Raw genomic sequence first — 22882 nt, 5'->3', positions numbered from 1 at the left:
CCTCATTCACCGGTTGAATCATGTCCGACGATACCCAGCAGCCAATCATCGTCAAGAAGATCAAGAAGGGCGGCGGCGGTGCGCACGGCGGCGCCTGGAAGATCGCATACGCGGACTTCGTGACCGCGATGATGGCCTTCTTCCTGCTGATGTGGCTGCTCGGCTCGACGGCACAGGGCGACCTTGAAGGGATCGCCGAGTATTTCGAGAACCCGCTGAAGGTGGCGCAGCAGGGCGGTTCCGGCTCCGGCGACAGTTCGAGCGTCATCCAGGGCGGCGGCCGCGATCTGACCCGGCAGTCCGGTCAGGTGAAGTACGGCGCGGTGGAGACCAAGCAGCGGTCGATCAATCTCAGCGCCAGCAGCGAAGACCAGAAGGCGGAGGAGATGAAGCGTGAGCAGCAGCGCCAGGAGCGCGTCAAGCTGATCGAGCTGAAAAGCCAGATCGAGGCACGCATCGAAGCCAATCCCGACCTGCGCCCCTTCCGCAACCAGCTCATGCTGGACGTGACCTCCGAGGGACTGCGCATCCAGATCGTCGACGAGCAGAACCGGCCGATGTTCGCCTCGGCCAGCGACCGGCTGCAGCCCTACACCCAGGTCATCCTGCGCGAGATCGGCCTCATCCTGAATCAGGTGGACAACCGCGTTTTCCTGTCCGGGCATACCGATGCCAAGCCCTTCGCCGGCGGCATCGGCGGATTCTCGAACTGGGAGCTGTCGTCCAACCGGGCGAACGCGTCGCGGCGCGAACTGATCGCCGGCGGCATGGACCCGGACAAGGTGCTGCGGGTGGTCGGCATGAGCTCCATCATTCCGTTCGACAAGGACGATCCGTTCAACCCGATCAACCGTCGCATCAGCATCATCGTGCTGAACCGCGATACCGAGCAGGCGATGCTGTCGGACGGACGTTCGGTCAACGTGGAGGACGTGGCCGGGGCGGCGGGCGCGGTGACGCCACCTTGATCAAGTTTCGCCCGGTACCGCCGTAAAGATCGAAGTCAGTCCGTATCGTTGCCTATCGATGCCCGATGTCATGAAAATAAAACCGATCGCTCTTCTTGCCGCCTGGACCGGATCCGCAGTGTGTGCGGGCACCGCCGCCCTGCTGGCGCCGCAGTCCATGCTGCCCGTGCTGGCGTCCGTTGCCGCTGCCGCGATGCTGTGGACGCTGACGGTGCTGCTGTCCGGTCGTCCGACACCGGACGCACCGGAAGAGGCGCACAGCGTCAGGGCCGAACCCGACGCTGCGCATCAGCGCGTGGTGGGCAGCTCCGACTCGGTTCATGACCAATGCAGCCGGATGAACGAGGAACTGACGCGCGTGCAGCAACTGCTGTGCGAGGCGATTGCCGGACTCACGCAGAGCTTCCACAACATGCACGGCGAAACCACGAGCCAGCGCGAGACGGCGATGGCGCTGACCGGCGGCGACGGCAGTCAGCAGTTCGACTTCGCGCGCTTCGTCGATGAAACCTCCGGCACCATGCAGCGCGTCGTCGACAGCGTGGTCCACAACAGCAAGCTGGGCATGGAACTGGTCGAGCTGACCGAGGGCATTGCCCGCGAAACCGAGGGCGTGCGCGCACTGCTCGGCGAGATCGGCGGCATTTCCAAACAGACCAATCTGCTCGCACTGAATGCGGCGATCGAAGCAGCGCGCGCCGGCGAGGCTGGACGCGGTTTTGCGGTGGTGGCTGACGAAGTGCGCGACCTGTCGGCGCGCACCAGCGACTTCAGCCAGCAGATCGTCACCCTGGTCGATCGCGTGCAGGCCAACGTGAAGATGACAGAGTCCGCGCTGGCCAACATGGCCGGCCAGGACATGACCTTCGCTCTGGAGTCGAAGACGCGCGTCGAAACCGTCGTGCGCGGCCTCGAAATGCTGCACCAACGTCGCCAGCAGTCCATCGTCGACCTCGGCGCGTCGGTCGAGCGTGTGGATCAGGCGGTGGCGCACGCCGTGACCTCGCTGCAGTTCCAGGACATGACCGCGCAGCTGATCGGCCACGTGCAGAAGCGCATCGACGCGATCGACGGCGTGTGCGCCAGCGTGCGCGAACTGTCCCGTGCGGCGGCGCTGGGCCATGCATCACCCGAACTTGCACAGCGTGTCGATGACGCGCTGGCGCATCTGGCGGTTGTAGACAGCACGAATCCGGTGGCCCAGAAGGCCTACCAAGAAGGCGAAATAGAACTGTTCTGAAGGAGAAGTACCATGGCAAAAACCGTGCTTGCGATCGACGATTCCGCGTCGATCCGTCAGATGGTGGCATTCACGCTGAAGAGCTCGGGATACGAGGTGATCGAGGCCGTCGACGGCCAGGACGGTCTGGACAAGGCCAAGGCCAAGTCGGTCAACCTGGTGCTGACCGACCAGAACATGCCGCGCATGGACGGCCTGACGCTGATCCGCAACCTGCGCAGCATGGCGCAGTACAAGGCCACGCCCATCCTGATGCTGACCACCGAATCGTCCGACGCGATGAAGGCCCAGGGGCGCGCCGCCGGTGCGACCGGCTGGCTGGTCAAACCCTTCGACCCGCAGAAGCTGGTCGAAGTGGTGAAGAAGGTCATCGGCTGATCCACCCTTACCTGGCGCGGGGAGACAGTCCATGACGGTGGACATGAGCCAGTTCTACCAGGTGTTCTTCGAGGAAGCGGCGGAGCATCTGGCGAACATGGAGCAGATGCTGCTCGACATCGATCTGCAGAGCATCGATGACGAGGAAATGAACGCGATCTTTCGTGCCGCGCATTCGATCAAGGGCAGTGCAGGCACTTTCGGCTTCCATGACCTCGCCCAGGTCACGCACGAACTCGAAACTCTGCTCGACCGCGTGCGCAAGCACGAGGTCGTGATGACCGCGGCGATGGTCGACGCTTCGCTCGAAGCAGGCGACCTGCTGCGCGACCTGGTGGCGGCGCATCGTGGCGAGGGCGCGGCCGACATGGCACGTGTGGCCGAGGTGTGTGCGTCGATCAAGCGGCTGTATACCGATCCGGTATCGGTTGCCGACGAGGATCCGCAGCCGGTTCCGGCGTCGGCACTGCCGTCCAGTTTCCGTTTCAGTTTCCTGCTGCCGCAGAGCTGCGCCGATGCGGCCGGTGTGATGGAGAACATGCGCGCCGAGCTCGAGGCGCTCGGCAGCCGCGTCGTCGACGTGTCGATCGACGCCGCCGGTCGCTGGCAGTGCCAGCTGGGCGACAGCGTCGACGCCGCCGCAGTGCGCGACATCGTCGAGTTCATCGCCAGCCCGGGCAGCTACGCCGAAGGCGAAGTGGCGTCCGCACCGGCTGCTGCTGTCGATGACGCGTGGGGGTTGTTCGACGCGACGCCGGCCACGCCAGACGATGCCGGCGACGGCAGTTATGGCTTCTTCGATGCTCCGGCACCTGTTGCCGCGGATGCGCAGGACGACAGCTTCGGCTTCTTCGACGCGGCACCCGGTGTGCCGACCACGGTCGCGCCGGCAACGGCTGCGGCGGACGACAGTTTCGGACTGTTCGAGCCGCTGCCGGTCGAATCCGCCGCGGTGCTGCCGCTGGCGGCGCAGCCGGTGGCAAACCCGAGCGCACCGGCTGCCGACAGTGCGCCGGAGCTGGCAAAGCCCGCGGCAGCAACGCGGACCGCCAAGACGACGGGCGGCGACACCTCCATCCGTGTCGGCGTCGACAAGGTGGACCAGATCATCAATCTGGTCGGCGAGCTGGTGATCACGCAGGCCATGCTGGCGTCGGCTGCATCCAAGCTCGATCCGGTCGAGTTCGAGCGCCTGATGAATGGCGTGCAGCAACTCGAACGCAATACGCGCGACCTGCAGGAATCGGTCATGTCCATCCGCATGATGCCGATGTCCACCGTGTTCTCGCGCTTTCCGCGCGTGGTGCGCGACCTGTCGCAGAAGCTGGGCAAGCAGGTGCGTCTGGTGCTCGCCGGCGAATCGACCGAGCTGGACAAGGGGCTGATCGAGCGCATTGCCGATCCGCTCACCCATCTGGTGCGCAACAGCCTGGATCACGGCATCGAGACGCCGGATGTGCGTGAGGCGCGCGGCAAGCCGCGCGAGGGCACGATCACGCTGAAGGCTTCGCACCAGAGCGGCAACATCGTCATCGAAGTCGGTGACGACGGCGCCGGCCTGAACCGCGAGCGCATCCTGTCCAAGGCACGCGAGCGCGGCCTGCCGGTCAGCGACGGCATGAGCGACCAGGACGTCTGGGGGCTCATCTTCGAAGCAGGCTTCTCGACCGCCGACCAGGTGACCGAGGTGTCCGGTCGCGGCGTCGGCATGGACGTCGTGAAGAAGAACATCACCGCGATGGGTGGTCGCGTCGACATCGAGTCGATGACCGGCGTCGGCACCCGCATGACGGTGCGCCTGCCGCTGACGCTGGCCATCCTCGACGGCATGTCGGTCGCGGTCGGCGCTGACACGTATATCGTGCCGCTGAACTACGTGGTCGAATCGCTGCAGCCGACCGCGGCGATGATCAAGAGCGTCGGCGGCGAGCCGCGGCTGGTGCAGGTGCGTAACGAGTACCTGAACATCCTGACGCTGAAGGACGCGCTCGGCCTCGCCGGCGGCACCACCGATCTCGAACGCGGCATCCTGGTCGTGCTCGAGGCCGATGGCGACAAGATCGCGCTGTTCGTCGATGAACTGGTCGGTCAGCACCAGGTGGTGATCAAGAGCCTGGAAGCGAACTACCGCAAGGTGGCCGGCATTTCCGGCGCCACCATCATGGGCGACGGTCACGTCGGACTCATTCTCGACGTGCCGTCGCTGGTCGAATCGGCACGCGGGCGTCTGGCCGCTGCGGCCTGATCCGCGTCCTCCCCGATGCCCCGCCGGCCAGTGGTCGGGCGGGGGCGTCCTCGTCGTTCTCCCGCCTTGCGCACCGCAAAATTAGGTGCTTCCCAGCCTCAAGGCGCCAGTCTTGCATGCCGTTACAACTTCAGTAATCGCAGCGAGGGAGTTCACGATGATGCAAGCGGCGCAGGCGGTGTCGCACCGGCCGGACGACGGCACGGATGGTAGTTACGCCCAGGAGTACCTCACCTTCACGCTGGGTGAGGAAGAGTACGCAATCGATATCCTCAAGGTGCAGGAGATCCGCGGCTACGACACGGTCACCAGCATCGCGCACGCCCCCCCCTTCATCAAGGGTGTGATCAATCTGCGCGGCACCATCGTTCCCATCGTCGACCTGCGCATCAAGTTCGGTGTCGGCGTCGTCGAGTACACCCCGTTCACGGTCACCATCATCCTCAATGTCGGCGGTCGCGTCGTCGGCATGGTGGTCGATTCGGTATCCGACGTGCTGGCGCTCGAATCGTCGAAGATCCTGCCGGCGCCGGAATTCTCGTCCAGCCTCGACACCCGCTACATCCACGGTCTCGGCTCCATCGACGAGCGCATGCTCATCGTCGTCGATATCGAAAAGCTCATGCTGTCGGCCGACATGGCGTTGGTCGACGATCAGGTTCACTGAAGGTGGCATACATGGATTCCCACTCCGCATCCCCCGCCGCCGCGCGCGGCCTGACCGTCCAGCAGCGACTGATGGTCATCGTTGCCGCCAGCCTGGCCGGCATCCTGCTGCTGGCCGCGGTACTGCTGGCCGGCATGCGCAGCACCATGATCGAGGACCGCAAGAATGCCGCGCGCTTCGCGGTCGAATCGGCCTGGGGCGTCGTCGATGCCTTCCACAAGCGCGCGCAGTCCGGCGAACTGACGCAGGAGGAGGCGCGCAAGCAGGCGATGAACACGCTGCGCACGATGCGCTACAACGGCGAGGACTATTTCTGGATCAACGACTTCGGTCCGCGCATGGTCATGCACCCGACCAAGCCTGAACTCGACGGCAAGGATCTCAGCGGGTCGAAGGACCCGAACGGCAAGGCGCTGTTCGTCGAATTCGTCGCGGTGGCCAAGGTGGGTGGCGCCGGCTTCGTCGACTACCAGTGGCCGCGGCCGGGTGCCGACAAACCGGTGGACAAGGTGTCCTATGTGCGCCAGTTCGAGCCCTGGGGCTGGATCGTCGGCTCCGGCATCTATGTCGATGACGTGAATGCGCTGGTGCTGCAGGAAGCGCTCCGTGTCGCGCTGATCGCGCTGCTGATCGCCGCGGTGATCGGTGTGATCGGCGTGCGACTCGGCCGCAGCATCGCCGGCCGCCTGCGCATTGCAGGCAGTCACGCCAACGAGATCGCGTCAGGCGTGCTCGACCGCCATATCGACGCCGGCACGCAGGATGAAGTCGGTCAGCTGATGTCGGCGCTGGAGCGCATGCGCACCGATCTGCAGGCGCGCGCGGAGCGCGAGCGGGTCATCGCCGAGGAGAATCTGCGCGCGCGCACCGCGCTCGACTTCGTCACCACCAATGTGCGCATTGCCGACAACGACGGCAAGGTGTTGTACGCCAACCGCGCGATGCTCGGTACGGTTACCCGCATCGCCGATGAATTGCGTCGTCATGTTCCCGGCTTCTCGCTCGAAAACTTCATCGGCAGCAATATCACCGCCATCTGCACCAATCCCGAGTTCGTGCGCAAGTCGCGTACGACCGTCGGGGGCGGTAATCAAGCTGAACTGGTAATCGGTCATCACGTATTCGATTACGTATCGACACCCATCATCGGCGCATCCGGAGAACGCATCGGCACCGTCGGCGAATGGATAGACCGCACAGAAGAGGTGGCCATCGAGCGGCAGGTGACCGACGTGGTGGTGGCTGCCGGGCAGGGCGATTTCACGCAAAGGCTGTCGGTCGACGACAAGCAGGGCTTCTTCCGCCAGCTGGCCGAGGGACTCAATGGTCTGGTGGAACAGGTGTCGGTCAGCCTGTCGGACGTGGCGGCGGTACTGAGCGGTGTATCGGGCGGCGACCTGACGCGGCGCATCGATCGCCAGTACAGCGGCCTGTTCGGTCAGCTGAAGGACGACACGAACACGACGGTGGACAAGCTGCGGGAGGTGGTGGGCCGGATCAAGGATTCGACCGAGGCGATCAACACGGCGGCGCGGGAGATTGCGGCGGGCAACAGTGACCTGAGTTCGCGCACCGAAGAGCAGGCGAGCTCGCTGGAAGAGACGGCCAGTTCGATGGAAGAGCTGAACGCGACGGTGAAGCAGAACGCGGAAAGTGCGCAGAAGGCGAACGAGCTGGGCCGTCAGAGCAACGAAGCGGTGATGCGCGGCGCGGAGACGGTGAAGCGGGTGGTGCTGACAATGTCGGACATCCAGGACTCGAGCCGGAAGATCGCGGACATCATCGGCGTGATCGACTCGATCGCATTCCAGACCAACATCCTTGCGCTGAACGCGGCGGTGGAAGCGGCACGCGCGGGCGAACAGGGTCGGGGCTTCGCGGTGGTGGCGAGCGAGGTGCGCAACCTTGCGCAGCGCAGCGCGCAGGCGGCGAAGGAGATCAAGGGTCTGATCGCCGACTCGGTCGAGCGTGTCGATGGCGGCGCGAAGCTGGTGGCCGAGGCGGGCGCGACGATGGAGCAGGTGGTCGACAGCTTCCGTCAGGTGACGGGTCTGGTGACGGACATCGCGTCGGCGAGCCAGGAACAGTCGTCCGGGATTGCGCAGGTGACGCAGGCGGTGAGCCAGATGGATGGCGTCACGCAGCAGAACGCGGCGCTGGTGGAACAGGCGGCGGCGGCGGCGGAAAGTCTGGAAGAGCAGGCACGTTCGCTGATGCGCGCGGTGGGCCAGTTCAAGCTGGACGAAGGCGGTCGCGTGACCGCGTCGTTCGAGGCGGCGCGCGAGGCGGCGAACAGCGAGCCGGTGCTGCCGCGTTCGCGCGGCGGTGCGCTGGGCAAGGTCAAGCGCATTGCGCCGACGGCGCAGGCGGCCTTCGCCGAAGAGGAATGGGAAGAGTTCTGAACGCGCGGCCAGACCACGCGACACATCGATCAGCAGGGAGGCAGGAGAGTACGTCATGCGCAACAATTCGCCGGTGACCGGGCGTGAGGTCGAACTGACCGAGCGACACAATCTCGTGTCGCGTACCGATCTGCAGGGCCGGATCGTCTTCGCGAACCGTGATTTCGTCGAAGTGAGCGGCTTCGACGAGGCCGAACTGGTCGGCCAGCCGCACAACATCGTGCGCCACCCGGACATGCCGCGCGAAGCCTTCGACGACATGTGGCGCTGCCTCAAGGCGGAGCGCCCGTGGACCGGTCTGGTCAAGAACCGCTGCAAGAACGGCGATCACTACTGGGTGCTCGCCAACGCCACGCCGCTGCTGGAGAGCGGCGTCGTGACCGGCTACATATCGGTGCGCACACGCGCCTCGCGCGAGCAGATCGCCGCGGCCGAGAGCGCCTACCGTGCTTTCCGCGAAGGTCAGGCAAAGGGGCTGGCAATCCGCGACGGCGTGGTGGTCCGGAGCGGTTTCTCGTCGACACGTCTTGTTGCCGATCTGAGCATCAAGGCGCGCATGTTCGCCATCGTCGGCATTCTCGGCCTGGCGATGGCCGGCATAGCCGCCACCGGCATGCGGGCGCTGCAGAACAACGAAGCGACCCTGAAGGTGGTCTACAACGATCGCGTGGTGCCGACCCAGCAGCTCAAGGTGGTTGCCGATATGTATGCGGTGAACATCGTCGATACCGCGCACAAGGTGCGCAACGGCAACATCGACTTCGCCGCCGGCAGCAAGAATCTCGAGCAGGCGCGCGATGCCATCGGAAAGAACTGGGACAGCTACCGCGCCAGCCAGATGACGGCGGAGGAAAAGACGCTGGTCGATCAGGCCGTGCCGCTGATGAAGACCGCCGACGCGTCGATCGAGCGGCTGGCCGCCATCATGGCGAGCAAGGACATGGCGGCGCTGACCGCCTACACGGTGCAGGACCTGTATCCGGTGATCGATCCGATCTCCGGCAAGATCAGCGAACTGGTCGATCTGCAGATCCGCGTCGCCGGCTCGGAGATCGAGCACGTGCGCAGCGAATCGTCGTCGGCCTTCGCCGTCATGGCGGCGCTGCTCGCCATGGGCGTGCTGATCGCAGCGGTCGGCGCCTGGCTGCTGCTGCGCTCGATACTGCGGCCGATCGCCGACGTGAAAGCCATCGTCCGCCGCATGGCGGAGGGCCGGCTCGACGTCGATGTCGACACCACGCGCCGCGACGAGATGGTCGCCATCCTCGACGCGATGAAGACGATGAAGATCAAGCTCGGCGCCGACATGGCCGAGGAGCGCCGCGTGGCCGACGAGAACCTGCGCATCCGCGAGGCGCTCGATTCGGTCACCACCAATGTGCGCATCGCCGATCCGAATGGCAAGGTGCTGTATGCGAACAAGACGCTGATCGACACGCTGCGCCGCACCGAAGCGGACATCCGCAGGAAGCTGCCGCAGTTTTCGGCCGAGCGCTTCATCGGCAGCGACATCACCGTGTTCTACGACGATCCGGAAGCGGCGCGTCGCCGCCTCGCTTCGCTGTCCAGCACGGTAAGGAGCGAGATCGTCATCGGCGGTCGCCTCTACCAGCTCACCACCAGCCCGATCACCAATGCCGCAGGCCAGCGCCTCGGCTCGGTCGGTGAGTGGCTGGACCGTACCGACGAGGTGGCGATCGAGAAGGAGGTAACCGATCTGGTGCGCAGCGCCGGCGAAGGCGATTTCTCGCAGCGCCTGACGGTGGACGGCAAGCAGGGCTTCTTCCGCCAGCTGGCCGAAGGTCTCAACGGACTGGTGCAGCAGGTTTCCGACGGTCTGAGCGATGTCGCCAATGTGCTCAACGCAATGGCCAGTGGCGACCTGAACCGCAAGATCGAGCGCGAATACGCCGGCACCTTCGCCCAGCTGAAGGACGACACGAACACGACGGTGGAGAAGTTGCGGGAGGTGGTGGGCCGGATCAAGGATTCGACCGAAGCGATCAACACGGCGGCGCGGGAGATTGCGGCGGGTAACGCGGACCTGAGTTCGCGCACCGAAGAGCAGGCGAGCTCGCTGGAAGAGACGGCCAGTTCGATGGAAGAGCTGAACGCGACGGTGAAGCAGAACGCGGAAAGTGCGCAGAAGGCGAACCAGCTGGGCCATCAGAGCAACGAAGCGGTGATGCGCGGCGCGGAAACGGTGAAGCGGGTGGTGCTGACAATGTCGGACATCCAGGACTCGAGCCGGAAGATCGCGGACATCATCGGCGTGATCGACTCGATCGCATTCCAGACCAACATCCTTGCGCTGAACGCGGCGGTGGAAGCGGCGCGCGCGGGCGAACAGGGTCGGGGCTTCGCGGTGGTGGCGAGCGAGGTGCGCAACCTTGCGCAGCGCAGCGCGCAGGCGGCGAAGGAGATCAAGGGTCTGATCGCCGACTCGGTCGAGCGTGTCGATGGCGGTGCGAAGCTGGTGGCCGAGGCGGGCGCGACGATGGAACAGGTGGTCGACAGCTTCCGTCAGGTGACGGGACTGGTGACGGACATTGCATCGGCGAGCCAGGAACAGTCGTCGGGGATCGCGCAGGTGACGCAGGCGGTGAGCCAGATGGATGGCGTCACGCAGCAGAACGCGGCGCTGGTGGAGCAGGCGGCGGCGGCGGCGGAAAGTCTGGAAGAGCAGGCGCGTTCGCTGATGCGCGCGGTGGGCCAGTTCAAGCTGGACGAAGGCGGTCGTGTGACCGCGTCGTTCGAGGCGGCGCGCGAGGCGGCGAACAGCGAGCCGGTGCTGCCGCGTTCGCGCGGCGGTGCGCTGGGCAAGGTCAAGCGCATTGCGCCGACGGCGCAGTCGGCCCTGGCCGAAGAGGACTGGGAAGAGTTCTGAACGCAGGCAGTCACTGAATCGTCGTTCCACATGGAATCTGCATCGTGAACACAGGCAGCAAGGCAAGCATGACCACGCACTCGGCAGCGCAGATCACGCGCCAGCTGTCCGAAGTGAAGACACTGACCGGCAGCACGCGCGAGTTCAGCTTCACGCGTGAGGACTTCGATCGCATCGCGAAGATGATTCACCAGTACGCCGGCATTTCGCTGTCGCCGATCAAGTTCGACATGGTGTACAGCCGGCTGGCCCGCCGGCTGCGCGCCACCGGCGACGCAACCTTTGCCGACTACATCCGCCGGCTGGAGCGCAACGACCGCACCGAATGGGAAACCTTCGTCAATTCGCTGACGACCAACCTCACCTCCTTCTTCCGTGAGGCCCACCACTTCGATCTGCTGAAGCAGCACCTGACCAAGCTGGGCAAGCCCAACGCGCGCATCTGGTGCAGCGCCGCCTCGACCGGCGAGGAGCCGTATTCGATCGCCATCACCTGCTGCGAGCTGTACGGCTCGATGACGCCGCCAGTCGAAATCATCGCCTCCGACATCGACACCCAGGTGCTGGCGCAGGGCCAGGCGGGCGTCTATGGCGAAGAGCGCATCGAGAAGCTGTCACCGGAACTGGTGCGCAAATACTTCCTGCGCGGCACCGGCAGCCGTTCCGGCGAGGTGAGGGTGCGTCCGGAACTGCAGCGGCTGATCCGCTTCACCCGGGTGAACCTGCTCGAACCGAACTGGCCGGTGCGCGGGCCGCTGGAAGCCATCTTCTGCCGCAACGTCATGATCTATTTCGACAAGCCCACGCAGTACGGCATCCTCAAGCGTTACGTGCCGCTGCTGCGACCCGACGGGCTGCTGTTTGCCGGCCACTCGGAGAGCTTCTCGCACGCGGTCGACCTGTTCCGCAATCTGGGTAGGACGGTATATGCGCGCGCTGACGGCGGTCGATAGCCATGGCCCGGGCCTGATCGAGCATCAGGCGGCGCAGCGCTACTACGACCGCAACTTCTCGCGCGAGGCGGTCAAGATCCTGCCGGGCGAGTTCTTCGTCACCACCCGTGACATGCTGCTGGTGACGGTGCTCGGCTCCTGCGTCGCCGCCTGCATCCGCGATCCAGAGCGCGGCATCGGCGGCATGAATCATTTCATGCTGCCGGATGCCGGCAGCGGCGTGATGAGCCGCTCGGCACGCTACGGTGCTTACGCGATGGAACTGCTGGTAAACGAACTGATCAAGGCCGGAGCACGTCGCTCGGCGCTGCAGGCCAAGGTGTTCGGTGGCGGGCGCGTGATGGCAACGCTGGCCAATGCCAACGTCGGCGAGCGCAATGCCGATTTCGTGCTCGACTATCTGGCCAACGAGGGTATTCCGGTGCTGGCGCAGGATCTGCTGGACAGTCATGCCCGGAAGATCTACTTCTTCCCGCACGCCGGGCGTGTGCTGATGAAGAAGCTTGCCCGCGTGAACAACGATACGCTGGCGCGCCGCGAACGCGAGTACCAGGAAAGACTCGCCCGCGACGACGCCTCGGGCGACATCGAGCTGTTCTCCTGATCGGGGGCACGGAGGAGCATGGAATGAAGATCAGGGTTCTGGTGGTCGACGATTCCGCGGTGATGCGGGCGGTGCTGACCGAGATCATCAATCAGGCGCCCGACATGGAAGTCGTCGGCACGGCGCCCGACGCGGCGGTGGCCCGGCAGAAGGTGAAGGAAACGTCGCCCGACGTGCTCACACTGGACGTCGAAATGCCGAACATGAACGGCCTGGAATTCCTCGACAAGGTGATGCGGCTGCGTCCGATGCCGGTCATCATGATTTCGAGCCAGACCGCGCAGGGATCGGAAACGACGCTGCAGGCGCTCGAACTGGGCGCCGTCGACTACGTGGCCAAACCACGCGGATCGCTGGCCGGGCTGCCGGTCAGCTACGCGCAGGAAATACACGAGAAGATCCGCGCGGCCTACGGCGCGCGACTGAAAGTGCTGCGTGCCGCGCCGGCCGAGCCCGCGCCCGCTGCTGCTGCCCGGCCAGCGCCCGCCGCCGCCACGTCGGCCTGGGGCGACCGCATCGTCTGCATAGGCGCCTCCACCGGTGGCACCGAAGCGATCAAGGAAGTGCTGTGCCGCCTGCCGGCGAACATGCCGGGCATCGTGATGGTGCAGCACATGCCTGAAATGTTTACCGCGAGCTTCGCCCGCCGCCTCGATTCGCTGGCCCGTGTCCGCGTCAAGGAGGCGGAGCAGGGCGAACGAATCCTGCCCGGCCATGCCTATCTGGCGCCCGGGCATTCGCATCTGGAAATCCGCCGCAGTGGCACCGGCTATGTCTGCGAACTGCTGCAGACGCCGCCCTACAACAGGCACCGGCCGGCGGTGGACGTGCTGTTCAATTCGGCTGCCCAGCACGCTCGCGGCAGTGCGGTCGCCGCCTTGCTGACCGGCATGGGCAAGGACGGCGCGCAGGGCATGCTGGCCATGCGCCGCGCTGGCGCATGGACCATAGGGCAGGACCAGGAAAGCTGCGTCGTATATGGCATGCCGCGCGAGGCAGCGCAGATCGGCGCCTGCTGCGAGGTGGCGCCACTGACCCAGGTGGCCGAGCGCATCGTCGCCGCATTGCAGGGCGGGCGCCGGCTCGCGGCTCACGGATGAGCCATCGCCGCGTCGTTCATTCAACCACTCACTGATCAAGACCACGCATGGAAATCCGCACCTCCGTCATCGACCGACTTGCCCGCATCTCGCTGGGTGGCCGCTTCGACTTCTCTTCGCATCGCGCATTCCGTGAAACCACCGAGCGCATGATGGCGGGCGACGCCATCGACACGCTGGAAATCGACCTCTCTGCGGTGACCTATCTCGACAGCTCGGCCCTGGGCATGCTGCTGATGCTGCGCGACAAGGCACGCGCCGCCCATTGCGTGGTGCGGCTCGTGAACTGCAGTGCGCCGGTACGCCAGGTCATCGAGGTCGCCAATTTCCAGAAGCTGTTCACCATCACCTGAGGCTGGCCGGACCTTAGCCGAGGCCTTGCCACGCCAAGCGTCTCAAGTTCGGACGCTTCAGGTCGTAACTCTCTTCACCACGGACAGGCACACGATGCCCAGGGTCCGACCATGCCGCGCGGGCGATGGGGCTTGCGCGACGCGGAAAGACCCTTACCGGACAGGAGAGGAACGATGACAACAAGCAAGCGCGCAGCGACGCGCAGCATTTTGCCCTGGCTGGGCCTTTTTTCCGCACTGCTGATCACCCACCTCGGCCTCTACGCGTACAGCGCATCGGCCTTCACCCTGAGCGGCGCACTGATTGCCGCGGCCCTGGCCGCGACGGGGGCTTTCATTGCACGCACAACGGCCGTCCTGATGTTCGAGCGTCCGCTCGAAACCATGGTCGCCGGTCTCGAACAAGCCCGCATGTCTGGCGATCTCACCTATCGTCTCGACGCGCGTGGCGGCGGTGCGCTGCCGCGACTGGCAGAGAGCTACAACCGCCTGGTCACCGAGTTCAGCGCGGCGATGGCCAAGATGCTGTTCACCTCGCAGCGCCTGCAGGACACCTGCAGCGGCCTCGGCAAGGGGGCGGAGCGCGTCGCTGGCTCGGCCGAGCAGCAATGCGCTGCCTCGCAGGCGGCCAGCGGCGACGTCGGCAACATGAAGATGAGCATGGAGACGGCGACCGAAGCGGCCGCCGGCACCGTGGACGATGCGACCCGATCGCGCGAGCTGTCGCAGAAGGGTGCGCAGGTGGTCAGTCGCGTCGCCGAGGAAATGGCCCGCGTTGCCGGCAGCGTGTCGGAAAGCGCGCGCCAGATCGAACATCTGGGCAAGCGCTCGGAGGAGATCGGCTCGGTCGTGCAGGTGATCCGCGAGATCGCCGACCAGACCAATCTGCTGGCGCTGAACGCGGCCATCGAGGCGGCACGTGCCGGCGAACAGGGCCGCGGCTTCGCGGTCGTGGCCGACGAGGTGCGCAAGCTGGCCGAGCGGACGGCGGCGTCCACCGGCCAGATCCATTCGATGATTTCCGCCGTGCAGCGCGAAACCGCCGACGCCGCGTCGGTCATCCGCGCCAGCGCGGTCGAGGCGCGCACCGGCGCTGACCTGACCAGCGAGGCGGTGGCCACGCTGGAAAGCATCCGCGAATGTGCCGACGCGACGCTGGAGCGCGTGGGCGGCACGGTCGAAGCCATGCGTCAGAACCGGGCGCTGGGCGAACAGGTCGAGCAGCACGTGCAGCGCATTTTCGCGATGGCGGAATCGAACCGCGAGGTGTCCAGTTCGACCGCCGCCGAGGCGTCGCGGCTGGACGTGCTGTCGAGCAATCTGGCCGAGCTGTCGCAGGTGTTCCGTCTCGGCAGCTACGGCGAACAGGCCGTGGCTGCGCATGCCCGCATGCCGGACATCGTGGCCGATGCGGCGCAGCGGATCGGTGCCTGCCTGGAGGCGGCGGTCAAGCGCGGCGAAATCAGGATGGAAGACCTGTTCGACGAGAACTACCAGCCCATCGCCGGTACCAAGCCGACCAAGTACAGCACCAAGTTCGACGCGCTGACGGACCGACTCTTCCCGGCGATCCAGGAACCGCTGCTCGACCGGCACGCCGGCCTGATCTACGCCGGTGCGGTCGACCGCAAGGGCTATTTCCCGACGCACAACAAGCGCTTCTCGCAGCCGCTGACCGGCGACGAGAAGAAGGACATCGCCGGCAACCGCACCAAGCGCATCTTCGACGACCCGGTCGGACGTCGCTGCGGTGCGCACAGCCAGCCTTTCCTGATCCAGACCTATCGCCGCGACACCGGCGAGGTGGTGCACGACATTTCGGCACCCATCTTCGTCGGCGGTCGGCAATGGGGCGGCTTCCGCATCGGCTACGCGGCCTGAACCGCCGCCGGCACGCGGTAGGGACGACGGGGCGCCTGCGGGCGCCCCGTTGCATTTGATTCACGTCAAATGAATGCTGCATTGCAGAAAGTCCCCTCAACCCGGGTATCACGCTGCCGTAACTGACTCAGGCGGGTCGTGAAGGGGTGTCGACCCCGGGGAGCCCGCCTCGACACCGTATCCGGCCAATGCACGCAGTGCCGCGCGCCCCGGCCGACCGAGGAGAAACCATGAACGCCCTGCTTTTCCCCGCCCGCGCCCTGATGTCGCGCCTGCGGTTCGCTCCGAAGATGATGCTCGTGATGGGCATCCTGCTGGCCATGCTGGCGGCACTTGCCACCACTGTCGCCATGTCCCGTCTGGACAGTCTGCGCATGATGGAACGCGAGCACATCGGCGCCGAGTATCTGCGTGCGTTGCTGGTCACGATGACCGCCGTGCAGCAGCACCGCGGACTGTCGTCGGCAATGCTCAATGGCGACGCCTCGCAGGCACCCAAGGTTGACGCCAAGGCGGCCGAGGTCGCACGCGGCCTCGACGCGCTGAAGGCGCTGAATGCCGCCCATCCGGAACTGCTCGTGCAGCAGGCGCAGATCGAACGCCTGTCCGGGGAGTGGACGGCGGTGCGGCAGCAGATGAGCGGTTCGACCGGCGCGGCCAATTTCGCCCGCCACTCGACGATGATCGACACGCTGCTGAATGACTTCCGCTCGGTATCCGATCGGTCGGGCATGAGCTTCGATCCCTATCCCGATACCTTCACGCTGGTCGAGGCCGCGGTGAACGTCGCGCCCTTCACCGTCGAGAATCTGGCACGGCTGCGCGGCCGTGCCGCGTCTATCAGTGCGCGCGGCACGGTGACGCCCGACGAGGCGATCGAGCTGGGCGCGCTGCTGCAGCTGGCCGCCCGCCGCGTCGCTGCGATGGATCGGGTGAATGAACGCGTACGCAGCTTCGCGCCCGAACACGCGCCGCGCGTTGCTGCCGAGATCGACAAGCTGCGGGCCGCCTTTGCTTCGACCGCCGAAATGCTGAATGCGTCGCTGAAGGCGCAGCGCTTCGATCTGCCGCCGGCCGAGGTGTTTGCCCGGGCTTCGGTGCCGGTCGAGGCGTCGGTCGGCACCATGACCGTACTGCTCGACACCGCCGACCTCGGCATCAATGCGCATTCGGAGCGACTGATGGTCGATCTGACGCTGACCTGCGTGCTGCTCGCCGCCGGCCTGCTGCTGTCGGTCTATCTGGCGCTCGGCCTGTACGCGTCGCTGAAGGATGCGATCGGCCACACGATAGACGGTGGCCGCCGTCTGGCCGAAGGCGATCTGACGGCGCGCATCCGGGTCGCCAGCCAGGACGAGTTCGGCGACATCGCCAACAGTTTCAACAGCATGGCCGACAGCCTGTCCGGTCTGATCGCCCGCGTGAAGTCGTCGGCCGGTGAGGTCAGCCAGGTCACGATGGCGCTGGCCAGTGCAACCCAGCAGATCAGCGAGGCCTCGGCCGGCCAGAGCCAGTCGGCGTCGGCCATGGCAGCCACGATCGAGGAACTGTCGGTGTCGATCAACAGCGTGTCCGACAGTGCTGCGGAAATGCGCCGCCACGCCGAATCGAGCCGCGAAGAAGCGGCCCAGGGCCACCATGCGATCGATGCGGTGAGCCACGAACTGGATGCGGTCGGCCACGTGGTGGGCGAGATTTCGCAGGCGGCCGGCGCCTTCATCGAAAGCACCCGTGCCATCGGCGATATGACCCGCCAGGTCAAGGACATCGCCGAACAGACCAATCTGCTGGCGTTGAACGCGGCCATCGAGGCGGCGCGGGCCGGCGAGCAGGGCCGCGGCTTCGCGGTCGTGGCCGACGAGGTGCGCAAGCTGGCCGAGAAGTCGGCGGTGTCGGCACAGCAGATCGAAGAAGTGACGCGCGCGCTCGACGCCCGCGCCGGCGGCGTCGAGAGCGTGGTGCGCCGTGGTGTGCAGGCGATCGACAATTCACGCAACCAGCTGTCGCAGGTCGTCGGCGCGCTCGGTCGTGCTGCCGACGCGGCGGCCTCGACTTCGCAGGGCATTTCCGGCATCGCCGAATCGGTCAGCGAACAGACCATCGCCAGCCACGACGTGGCGCGCTCGGTCGAGCAGATCGCGCAGATGAGCGAAGAGAACAGCTCGGCCATCACCGCCATGGCCAGCGAGGCGCAGCACCTGCGCGCACTGGCGATGGGGCTGGAAGAGGCGGGCGCACGCTTCCGCGTCTGAGTGCATCGCAACATCGCGAAAAGCCCGTGCCGGCTTGCCGGTACGGGCTTTTCTGCTTTCCGAGGTGCGTGCCCGGCAGGTACCGTGAAATTTCCTTACTTCGAGCAGGGATATAACTTAAGTCTTACACCCTGAGGGCGTTATTCCCTTGCGATCGCAGTTCTGCGCCGACCGTGTCCGGTGAGCCCGGGCAACTTCATACGTCCAGCATGCTGGAGACGACAGGGGAGAAAAGAACATGTTCGGGAACAAAGGCAGGCAACTTGAAGCGCGTCTCGGTGAATGTGAAATACGGGCGGCTGCGGCGAAAGCACTGATCGATGCCATCGACCGCTCGATGGCCATCATCGAGTTCGAACCGGACGGCAAGGTGATCGGAGCGAACGCCAACTTCGCCCGTGTGATGGGCTATGCAGCGTCCGAGCTTCCGGGCATGCACCACCGGAGCTTCTGTCAGCCCTCATATGCGTCGTCGAAGTCCTATTCCGACATGTGGGCCCGCCTGGCGCGAGGTGATTTCGTGTCCGGCCGCTTTCCGCGGGTCGCCCGCGACGGTCGTGAAATCTGGCTCGAAGCCAGCTACAACCCCGTGCTGGGCGCCGACGGCCGGGTGGTGAAGGTGGTCAAGGTGGCCAGCGACATCACCGACAAGGTGCGGGCCGAGAGCGAAGCCACCGCCTTGCTCAACGCGATCAATCGTTCGATGGCAGTCATTTCCTTCACCCCCGACGGCACCATCCTCGACGCCAATGCCAACTTCCTCAAGACCGTCGGGTACACCAAGGAGGAGATCGTCGGCCGCCACCACCGCATTTTCTGCGCGGCAGAGCTGACGGAATCACCCGAGTACGCGGCCTTCTGGCTGCGTCTGAACGCCGGCGAGTTCGTCGCAGGCGACTTCAGGCGCGTCACGCGTGATGGTTGTGAAGTATGGCTGGAGGCCAGCTACAACCCGGTGTTCGATCCGAACGGCAAGCTTTACAAGGTGGTGAAATTCGCTGCCGACGTTACCGAAAAGAAGGTGCAGCAACTGGCGGAGCAGGAGAGCGCGCGCGTTGCCTGGCGTGTGTCCACCGAAACCGATGCCATCGCGACCGAGGGCGCGGCCATCATCGAGCGGGCATCCTCGGAAATGCAGGCCATTGCGGAAACTGTGCAGCTCACTTCAGAGCGGGTGGGGGAACTGGGCAAGCAATCGGACCAGATCACCAGCATCGTCAAGACCATCCGCGAGATCGCCGACCAGACCAATCTGCTGGCGCTCAACGCCGCCATCGAGGCCGCCCGTGCCGGCGAGCAGGGCCGCGGCTTCGCCGTGGTGGCTGACGAGGTGCGCAAGCTGGCCGAGCGGACCAGCCTGTCCACGGCCGAAATTGGCGGCATGGTGCAGCGCATACAGGATGGCACGCGCAGCGCCATCGTGAGCATGGAATCCAGCCTGGTGAAAGCCGGCAGCGGCGTCGAACTGGCCGGTAGCGCCGGACAGGCGATCAAACGCATCAGCAACGGTGCGCGTGAGGTCGTACAGGCGGTCAGCAAGTTCTCGTCGGTCGTCGATGGGTGAAGCAGGGCTGCGCGCCGACTGGGATTGACCGTCGGCGTGCCCGTCACCGCATCGTCACCTTGCGTTCAAGACTTTCCGACCCCTGCCGTAAACCCAGCATCACCCCCGCTTTTTTCGTGCCACTGACCAGACAGACGAGGCCGACATGTCAGAGTTGCTCAAGAATATCGATGCCCGCACCAAGCTCGCGGGTACCAACAAGCTCGAAATCCTGATGTTCTCGCTCGGCGTCGATACGCGAACGGGCAAGCGCGAAACCTTCGGCATCAATGTGTTCAAGGTGCGCGAGGTCATGCGTACGCCGGGGGTGACCGCGGCGCCTGAAATGCCGCCGGCCGTCGAAGGCATGGTGAGCCTGCGTGGCGCGCTGGTGCCGGTGGTCGATCTGGCCAAGTTCGCCCAGTTCCCCAGCGAAACGCCGCGCGACGTGATGATCGTGACCGAATACAACGGTCACACCCAGGGCTTCCTGGTCGAATCGGTCGATACCATCCTGCGCCTGGACTGGTCGCAGATGCGCGTGCCGCCCGCCATGCTGACCGCCAATCTCGGTGGCCTGGTGACCGCCGTCACCGAACTGGCCGACGGCCGTCTGGTGATGATGCTGGACGTCGAGAAGATCCTGTCGGAAACCGCCGATATCGACAACGACCTCGCGTTCAAGGACATCGAGCCGCTGGGTATCGAAGGCGCCACCGTTTTCTTCTGCGACGACTCGCCGGTCGCCCGCAACCAGATCACCCGCACGCTGGACCTGATGGGCGTGCGCTACGTCAGCGCGATCAACGGCGCGCAGATGTGGACCGAACTGAAGAAGATCGCTTCGTACGCCGATGCCAGCGGCCGCAAGGTGAGCGATCTGGTGAGCATGATCCTGACCGACGTCGAAATGCCGGAAATGGACGGCTACATCCTGACCAAGCACATCAAGGCCGATCCGCGCTTCGCCGGCATCCCGGTGGTGATGCATTCCTCGCTGTCCTCCGGTTCCAACCAGCAGCTGGGCCGCTCGGTCGGCGTCGATGAATACGTTTCGAAGTTCGAGGCGCAGCGCCTGGCGGAAACGATCAGCCGCCTGATCCGCCGCGGCAACGGTGGCGACCGTGCCGCCGCCTGAACGAGACTGGAGACAGACGATGGACAGAACCGATCAGAACCTGCTCGAACAAGTCGATGCCCGCACCAAGCTGGCAGGTTCGAACAAGATGGAAATCCTGCTGTTCTCGCTCGGCACGCACGAGCTGTTCGGCATCAATGTGTTCAAGGTACGTGAAGTCAGCCGCACCCCGACCGTAACGCCGACCCCCAATATGCCGGGCGGCGTCGAAGGCCTCATTTCGCTGCGTGGCAACGTGATTCCGGTGCTGTCGCTGGCGCGCATCATGAATCTGGACGGTGCGCCCGAAGGCATGGGCGGCGCCATGATGGTGACCGAGTACAGCAAGCGCACGCTGGGCTTCCTGGTGCACGAGGTCGATCGCATCATCCGCGTCGACTGGGACCGCGTACGCGCGCCTGAGTCCGTGGTGACCAGCGAACAGCTCTACATCACCGCCATCACCGAACTGGACGACGGCCGCCTGGTGTCCATCCTGGACGTCGAAAGCATCATGGCCGGCACCTTCGGAGAGGCCGCCATCACCGACATACCGCCGCTGGGCGGCAACTACGAGCCGAACGTGTTCTTCGTCGATGACTCGGCGGTTGCCCGCAAGAAGATCGCCGAAGTGCTGGACCGGCTGAGCATCAAACACAAGCACGCCACCAACGGCGCCGAGGCCTGGTCCCGGCTGCAGGGCATGGCGGCGCATTCGTCGGCCACCGGCGCTCCGCTGACCGACGAGATCGACCTCATCCTGGTCGACGCCGAAATGCCTGAGATGGACGGCTATGTGCTGACCCGCAATATCAAGAATGACCCTCGTTTTGCCGACATACCGGTAGTCATGCACTCGTCGCTGTCGTCGGAAGCCAACCGTGCGATGGGCAAGAGCGTCGGGGTGGACGCATACGTGGCGAAGTTCGATGCCGAAGTACTGGCCGACACGCTGCGTCCGCTGCTGGCAACACATAAAGCCTGAGAGAGGTAGGCCCCATGTCTGATCCCAAGATGAAATTTCTCGTTGTCGATGACTTCTCGACCATGCGCCGCATCGTGCGCAACCTGCTGAAGGAACTCGGGTTCACGAATGTCGACGAGGCCGAGGACGGCGTGATTGCGCTGCAGAAACTCAAGGCCAGCGAATTCGACTTCGTGGTGACCGACTGGAACATGCCGAACATGACCGGCATCGAGCTGCTGCGCGCCATCCGTGCCGATGCCGCGCTGAAAGCCCTGCCGGTGCTGATGATCACGGCCGAAGCGAAGAAGGAAAACATCATCGAGGCTGCCCAGGCCGGTGCGTCGGGCTACATCGTGAAGCCCTTCACCGCCGGCACGCTGAGCGAAAAGCTGAACAAGATTTTCGAGAAGATGAACCAGAAGGCCGCTTGAGCCTGCATCGGGAGAGGAAACCGTGAAGAAGCTGAAGCTTGACGAAACTGGCGATTCCGACGATCTGCAGGCCCTGTTCGACAGCATTGCCAGCGAGACGCCGCAGAAGGTGCGTCTCGAAGTCGTACCCGAGGCGGTAAACAGCGTCGGCGGCGATTCCGCCGACCTGGAGGCGCTGTTCGACACCGTAGCGACCGAATACACCACCTCGCACGCCGTCGACGAGTCGCATGAACTCGAACACAGCTGCGAAAACGTGTTCAACAAGGTCGGACATCTCGCCCGCCAGCTGCACGACACGCTGCGCCAGCTCGGCTACGACCATGCGCTGGAGGATGTGGCGCAGCAGATGCCGGATGCCCGCAGCCGCCTGAACTACGTCGCCCAGATGACCGAGAACGCGGCGAGTCGCGTGCTCAACGCGACCGACGTGGCGATCCCGCTGCAGGACGACGTCGAGAAGCGCTCCAGTGCGCTGCACGACCGCTGGGAAAAGCTCTACCGCAACGAACTGTCGGTCGATGAGTTCAAGGCGCTGGCGACCGAAACGCGAGGCTTCCTCGGCGACGTGCCGGGCTTCGCCCGCGACACGCGTGCGCAGTTGAACGAAATCATGATGGCGCAGGATTTTCAGGATCTGACCGGTCAGGTCATCAAGAAAATCGTAGAAATGTCGCAACAGCTGGAGAGCGGCCTGCTGCAGGTGCTGATCGAAGCCATGCCGGCGGAGAAGCGCGCCGCAGCGCCGGAAGGGTTGCTAAACGGACCGGTCATCAATTCGGAAGGCCGCAGCGACGTGGTGACCAGCCAGGAACAGGTCGACGACCTGCTCGAAAGCCTCGGCTTCTGAGACTGGCGAAGGATGGACGCACAACAAGGTCGGTGAGGCAGAAC

At 65.1% G+C, this 22882-nt stretch carries 18 protein-coding genes; all 18 read left to right on the top strand.

The genetic code is table 11. The features are described 5' to 3' along the window. The first annotated feature begins 20 nt into the window (after positions 1-20). On the top strand, positions 21-968 hold the full coding sequence (motB, locus tag METRZ18153_RS0114915) for a flagellar motor protein MotB (protein WP_020165483.1): 948 nt from the start codon (positions 21-23) through the stop codon (positions 966-968). A 118-nt stretch (positions 969-1086) separates the two neighbouring features. Then, positions 1087-2208, top strand: a complete 1122-nt coding sequence (locus METRZ18153_RS0114910) for a methyl-accepting chemotaxis protein (protein WP_020165482.1) — start codon at positions 1087-1089, stop codon at positions 2206-2208. A 12-nt stretch (positions 2209-2220) separates the two neighbouring features. Then, positions 2221-2586, top strand: coding sequence for a response regulator (locus METRZ18153_RS0114905; protein WP_019917265.1), 366 nt, complete (start codon positions 2221-2223; stop codon positions 2584-2586). A 31-nt stretch (positions 2587-2617) separates the two neighbouring features. Next, positions 2618-4831 (top strand): chemotaxis protein CheW, encoded by a 2214-nt coding sequence (locus METRZ18153_RS0114900; RefSeq protein WP_020165481.1) that lies wholly within the window; start codon positions 2618-2620, stop codon positions 4829-4831. Between the two features lie 157 nt (positions 4832-4988). After that, on the top strand, positions 4989-5498 hold the full coding sequence (locus tag METRZ18153_RS0114895) for a chemotaxis protein CheW (protein ID WP_020165480.1): 510 nt from the start codon (positions 4989-4991) through the stop codon (positions 5496-5498). 11 nt (positions 5499-5509) lie between these two features. Further along, a complete protein-coding gene (locus tag METRZ18153_RS0114890; RefSeq protein WP_020165479.1) occupies positions 5510-7900 on the top strand; it encodes a methyl-accepting chemotaxis protein in 2391 nt (796 codons plus the stop codon). Between the two features lie 55 nt (positions 7901-7955). Further along, positions 7956-10787 (top strand): methyl-accepting chemotaxis protein, encoded by a 2832-nt coding sequence (locus METRZ18153_RS0114885; protein WP_020165478.1) that lies wholly within the window; start codon positions 7956-7958, stop codon positions 10785-10787. Between the two features lie 68 nt (positions 10788-10855). Beyond that, on the top strand, positions 10856-11740 hold the full coding sequence (locus tag METRZ18153_RS0114880) for a CheR family methyltransferase (protein ID WP_020165477.1): 885 nt from the start codon (positions 10856-10858) through the stop codon (positions 11738-11740). Continuing rightward, positions 11715-12344, top strand: a complete 630-nt coding sequence (cheD, locus tag METRZ18153_RS0114875) for a chemoreceptor glutamine deamidase CheD (protein ID WP_020165476.1) — start codon at positions 11715-11717, stop codon at positions 12342-12344. Before METRZ18153_RS0114880 ends, cheD begins: the two co-directional genes overlap by 26 nt. A 23-nt stretch (positions 12345-12367) precedes the next feature. Then, complete coding sequence (locus tag METRZ18153_RS0114870) at positions 12368-13444, top strand: protein-glutamate methylesterase/protein-glutamine glutaminase (RefSeq protein ID WP_020165475.1); 1077 nt, start codon at positions 12368-12370, stop codon at positions 13442-13444. A gap of 47 nt (positions 13445-13491) precedes the next feature. Then, positions 13492-13797 carry an STAS domain-containing protein gene (locus METRZ18153_RS0114865; RefSeq protein ID WP_020165474.1) on the top strand — a complete coding sequence of 102 codons (306 nt, stop codon included), beginning with the start codon at positions 13492-13494 and terminating at the stop codon, positions 13795-13797. A 174-nt stretch (positions 13798-13971) separates the two neighbouring features. Further along, entirely contained in the window at positions 13972-15678 is a 1707-nt protein-coding gene (locus METRZ18153_RS0114860; protein ID WP_020165473.1) for a methyl-accepting chemotaxis protein, read from the top strand. A gap of 230 nt (positions 15679-15908) precedes the next feature. Beyond that, a complete protein-coding gene (locus METRZ18153_RS0114855; protein WP_020165472.1) occupies positions 15909-17930 on the top strand; it encodes a methyl-accepting chemotaxis protein in 2022 nt (673 codons plus the stop codon). Positions 17931-18168: 238 nt separating this feature from the next. After that, the gene (locus tag METRZ18153_RS21235) at positions 18169-19494 is read left to right on the top strand and encodes a methyl-accepting chemotaxis protein (protein ID WP_020165471.1); all 1326 of its coding nucleotides are present in this window, start codon (positions 18169-18171) and stop codon (positions 19492-19494) included. Between the two features lie 145 nt (positions 19495-19639). Continuing rightward, the gene (locus tag METRZ18153_RS0114845) at positions 19640-20611 is read left to right on the top strand and encodes a chemotaxis protein (protein ID WP_020165470.1); all 972 of its coding nucleotides are present in this window, start codon (positions 19640-19642) and stop codon (positions 20609-20611) included. Between the two features lie 19 nt (positions 20612-20630). After that, a complete protein-coding gene (locus tag METRZ18153_RS0114840; RefSeq protein ID WP_020165469.1) occupies positions 20631-21575 on the top strand; it encodes a chemotaxis protein in 945 nt (314 codons plus the stop codon). 14 nt (positions 21576-21589) lie between these two features. Then, positions 21590-21988 (top strand): chemotaxis response regulator CheY, encoded by a 399-nt coding sequence (gene cheY / locus METRZ18153_RS0114835; RefSeq protein WP_024300868.1) that lies wholly within the window; start codon positions 21590-21592, stop codon positions 21986-21988. 22 nt (positions 21989-22010) lie between these two features. Further along, entirely contained in the window at positions 22011-22838 is an 828-nt protein-coding gene (gene cheZ / locus METRZ18153_RS0114830; protein ID WP_020165468.1) for a protein phosphatase CheZ, read from the top strand. Positions 22839-22882: the final 44 nt, after the last annotated feature.

Source organism: Methyloversatilis discipulorum (assembly GCF_000385375.1).
In the GTDB taxonomy this organism is placed as follows: Bacteria; Pseudomonadota; Gammaproteobacteria; order Burkholderiales; family Rhodocyclaceae; genus Methyloversatilis; species Methyloversatilis discipulorum_A.
This window is presented reverse-complemented; position numbering and strand designations above follow the sequence as displayed.

Coding starts and splice junctions, on each gene's coding strand:
- METRZ18153_RS0114890 (WP_020165479.1), top strand. CDS start 5,510: ATGGATTCCCACTCCGCATCCCCCGCCGCCGCGCGCGGCCTGACCGTC.
- METRZ18153_RS0114840 (WP_020165469.1), top strand. CDS start 20,631: ATGGACAGAACCGATCAGAACCTGCTCGAACAAGTCGATGCCCGCACC.
- METRZ18153_RS0114900 (WP_020165481.1), top strand. CDS start 2,618: ATGACGGTGGACATGAGCCAGTTCTACCAGGTGTTCTTCGAGGAAGCG.
- METRZ18153_RS0114885 (WP_020165478.1), top strand. CDS start 7,956: ATGCGCAACAATTCGCCGGTGACCGGGCGTGAGGTCGAACTGACCGAG.
- METRZ18153_RS0114845 (WP_020165470.1), top strand. CDS start 19,640: ATGTCAGAGTTGCTCAAGAATATCGATGCCCGCACCAAGCTCGCGGGT.
- METRZ18153_RS0114895 (WP_020165480.1), top strand. CDS start 4,989: ATGATGCAAGCGGCGCAGGCGGTGTCGCACCGGCCGGACGACGGCACG.
- METRZ18153_RS0114865 (WP_020165474.1), top strand. CDS start 13,492: ATGGAAATCCGCACCTCCGTCATCGACCGACTTGCCCGCATCTCGCTG.
- METRZ18153_RS0114880 (WP_020165477.1), top strand. CDS start 10,856: ATGACCACGCACTCGGCAGCGCAGATCACGCGCCAGCTGTCCGAAGTG.
- METRZ18153_RS0114905 (WP_019917265.1), top strand. CDS start 2,221: ATGGCAAAAACCGTGCTTGCGATCGACGATTCCGCGTCGATCCGTCAG.
- METRZ18153_RS0114860 (WP_020165473.1), top strand. CDS start 13,972: ATGACAACAAGCAAGCGCGCAGCGACGCGCAGCATTTTGCCCTGGCTG.
- cheD (WP_020165476.1), top strand. CDS start 11,715: ATGCGCGCGCTGACGGCGGTCGATAGCCATGGCCCGGGCCTGATCGAG.
- cheY (WP_024300868.1), top strand. CDS start 21,590: ATGTCTGATCCCAAGATGAAATTTCTCGTTGTCGATGACTTCTCGACC.
- motB (WP_020165483.1), top strand. CDS start 21: ATGTCCGACGATACCCAGCAGCCAATCATCGTCAAGAAGATCAAGAAG.
- METRZ18153_RS0114870 (WP_020165475.1), top strand. CDS start 12,368: ATGAAGATCAGGGTTCTGGTGGTCGACGATTCCGCGGTGATGCGGGCG.
- METRZ18153_RS0114855 (WP_020165472.1), top strand. CDS start 15,909: ATGAACGCCCTGCTTTTCCCCGCCCGCGCCCTGATGTCGCGCCTGCGG.
- METRZ18153_RS21235 (WP_020165471.1), top strand. CDS start 18,169: ATGTTCGGGAACAAAGGCAGGCAACTTGAAGCGCGTCTCGGTGAATGT.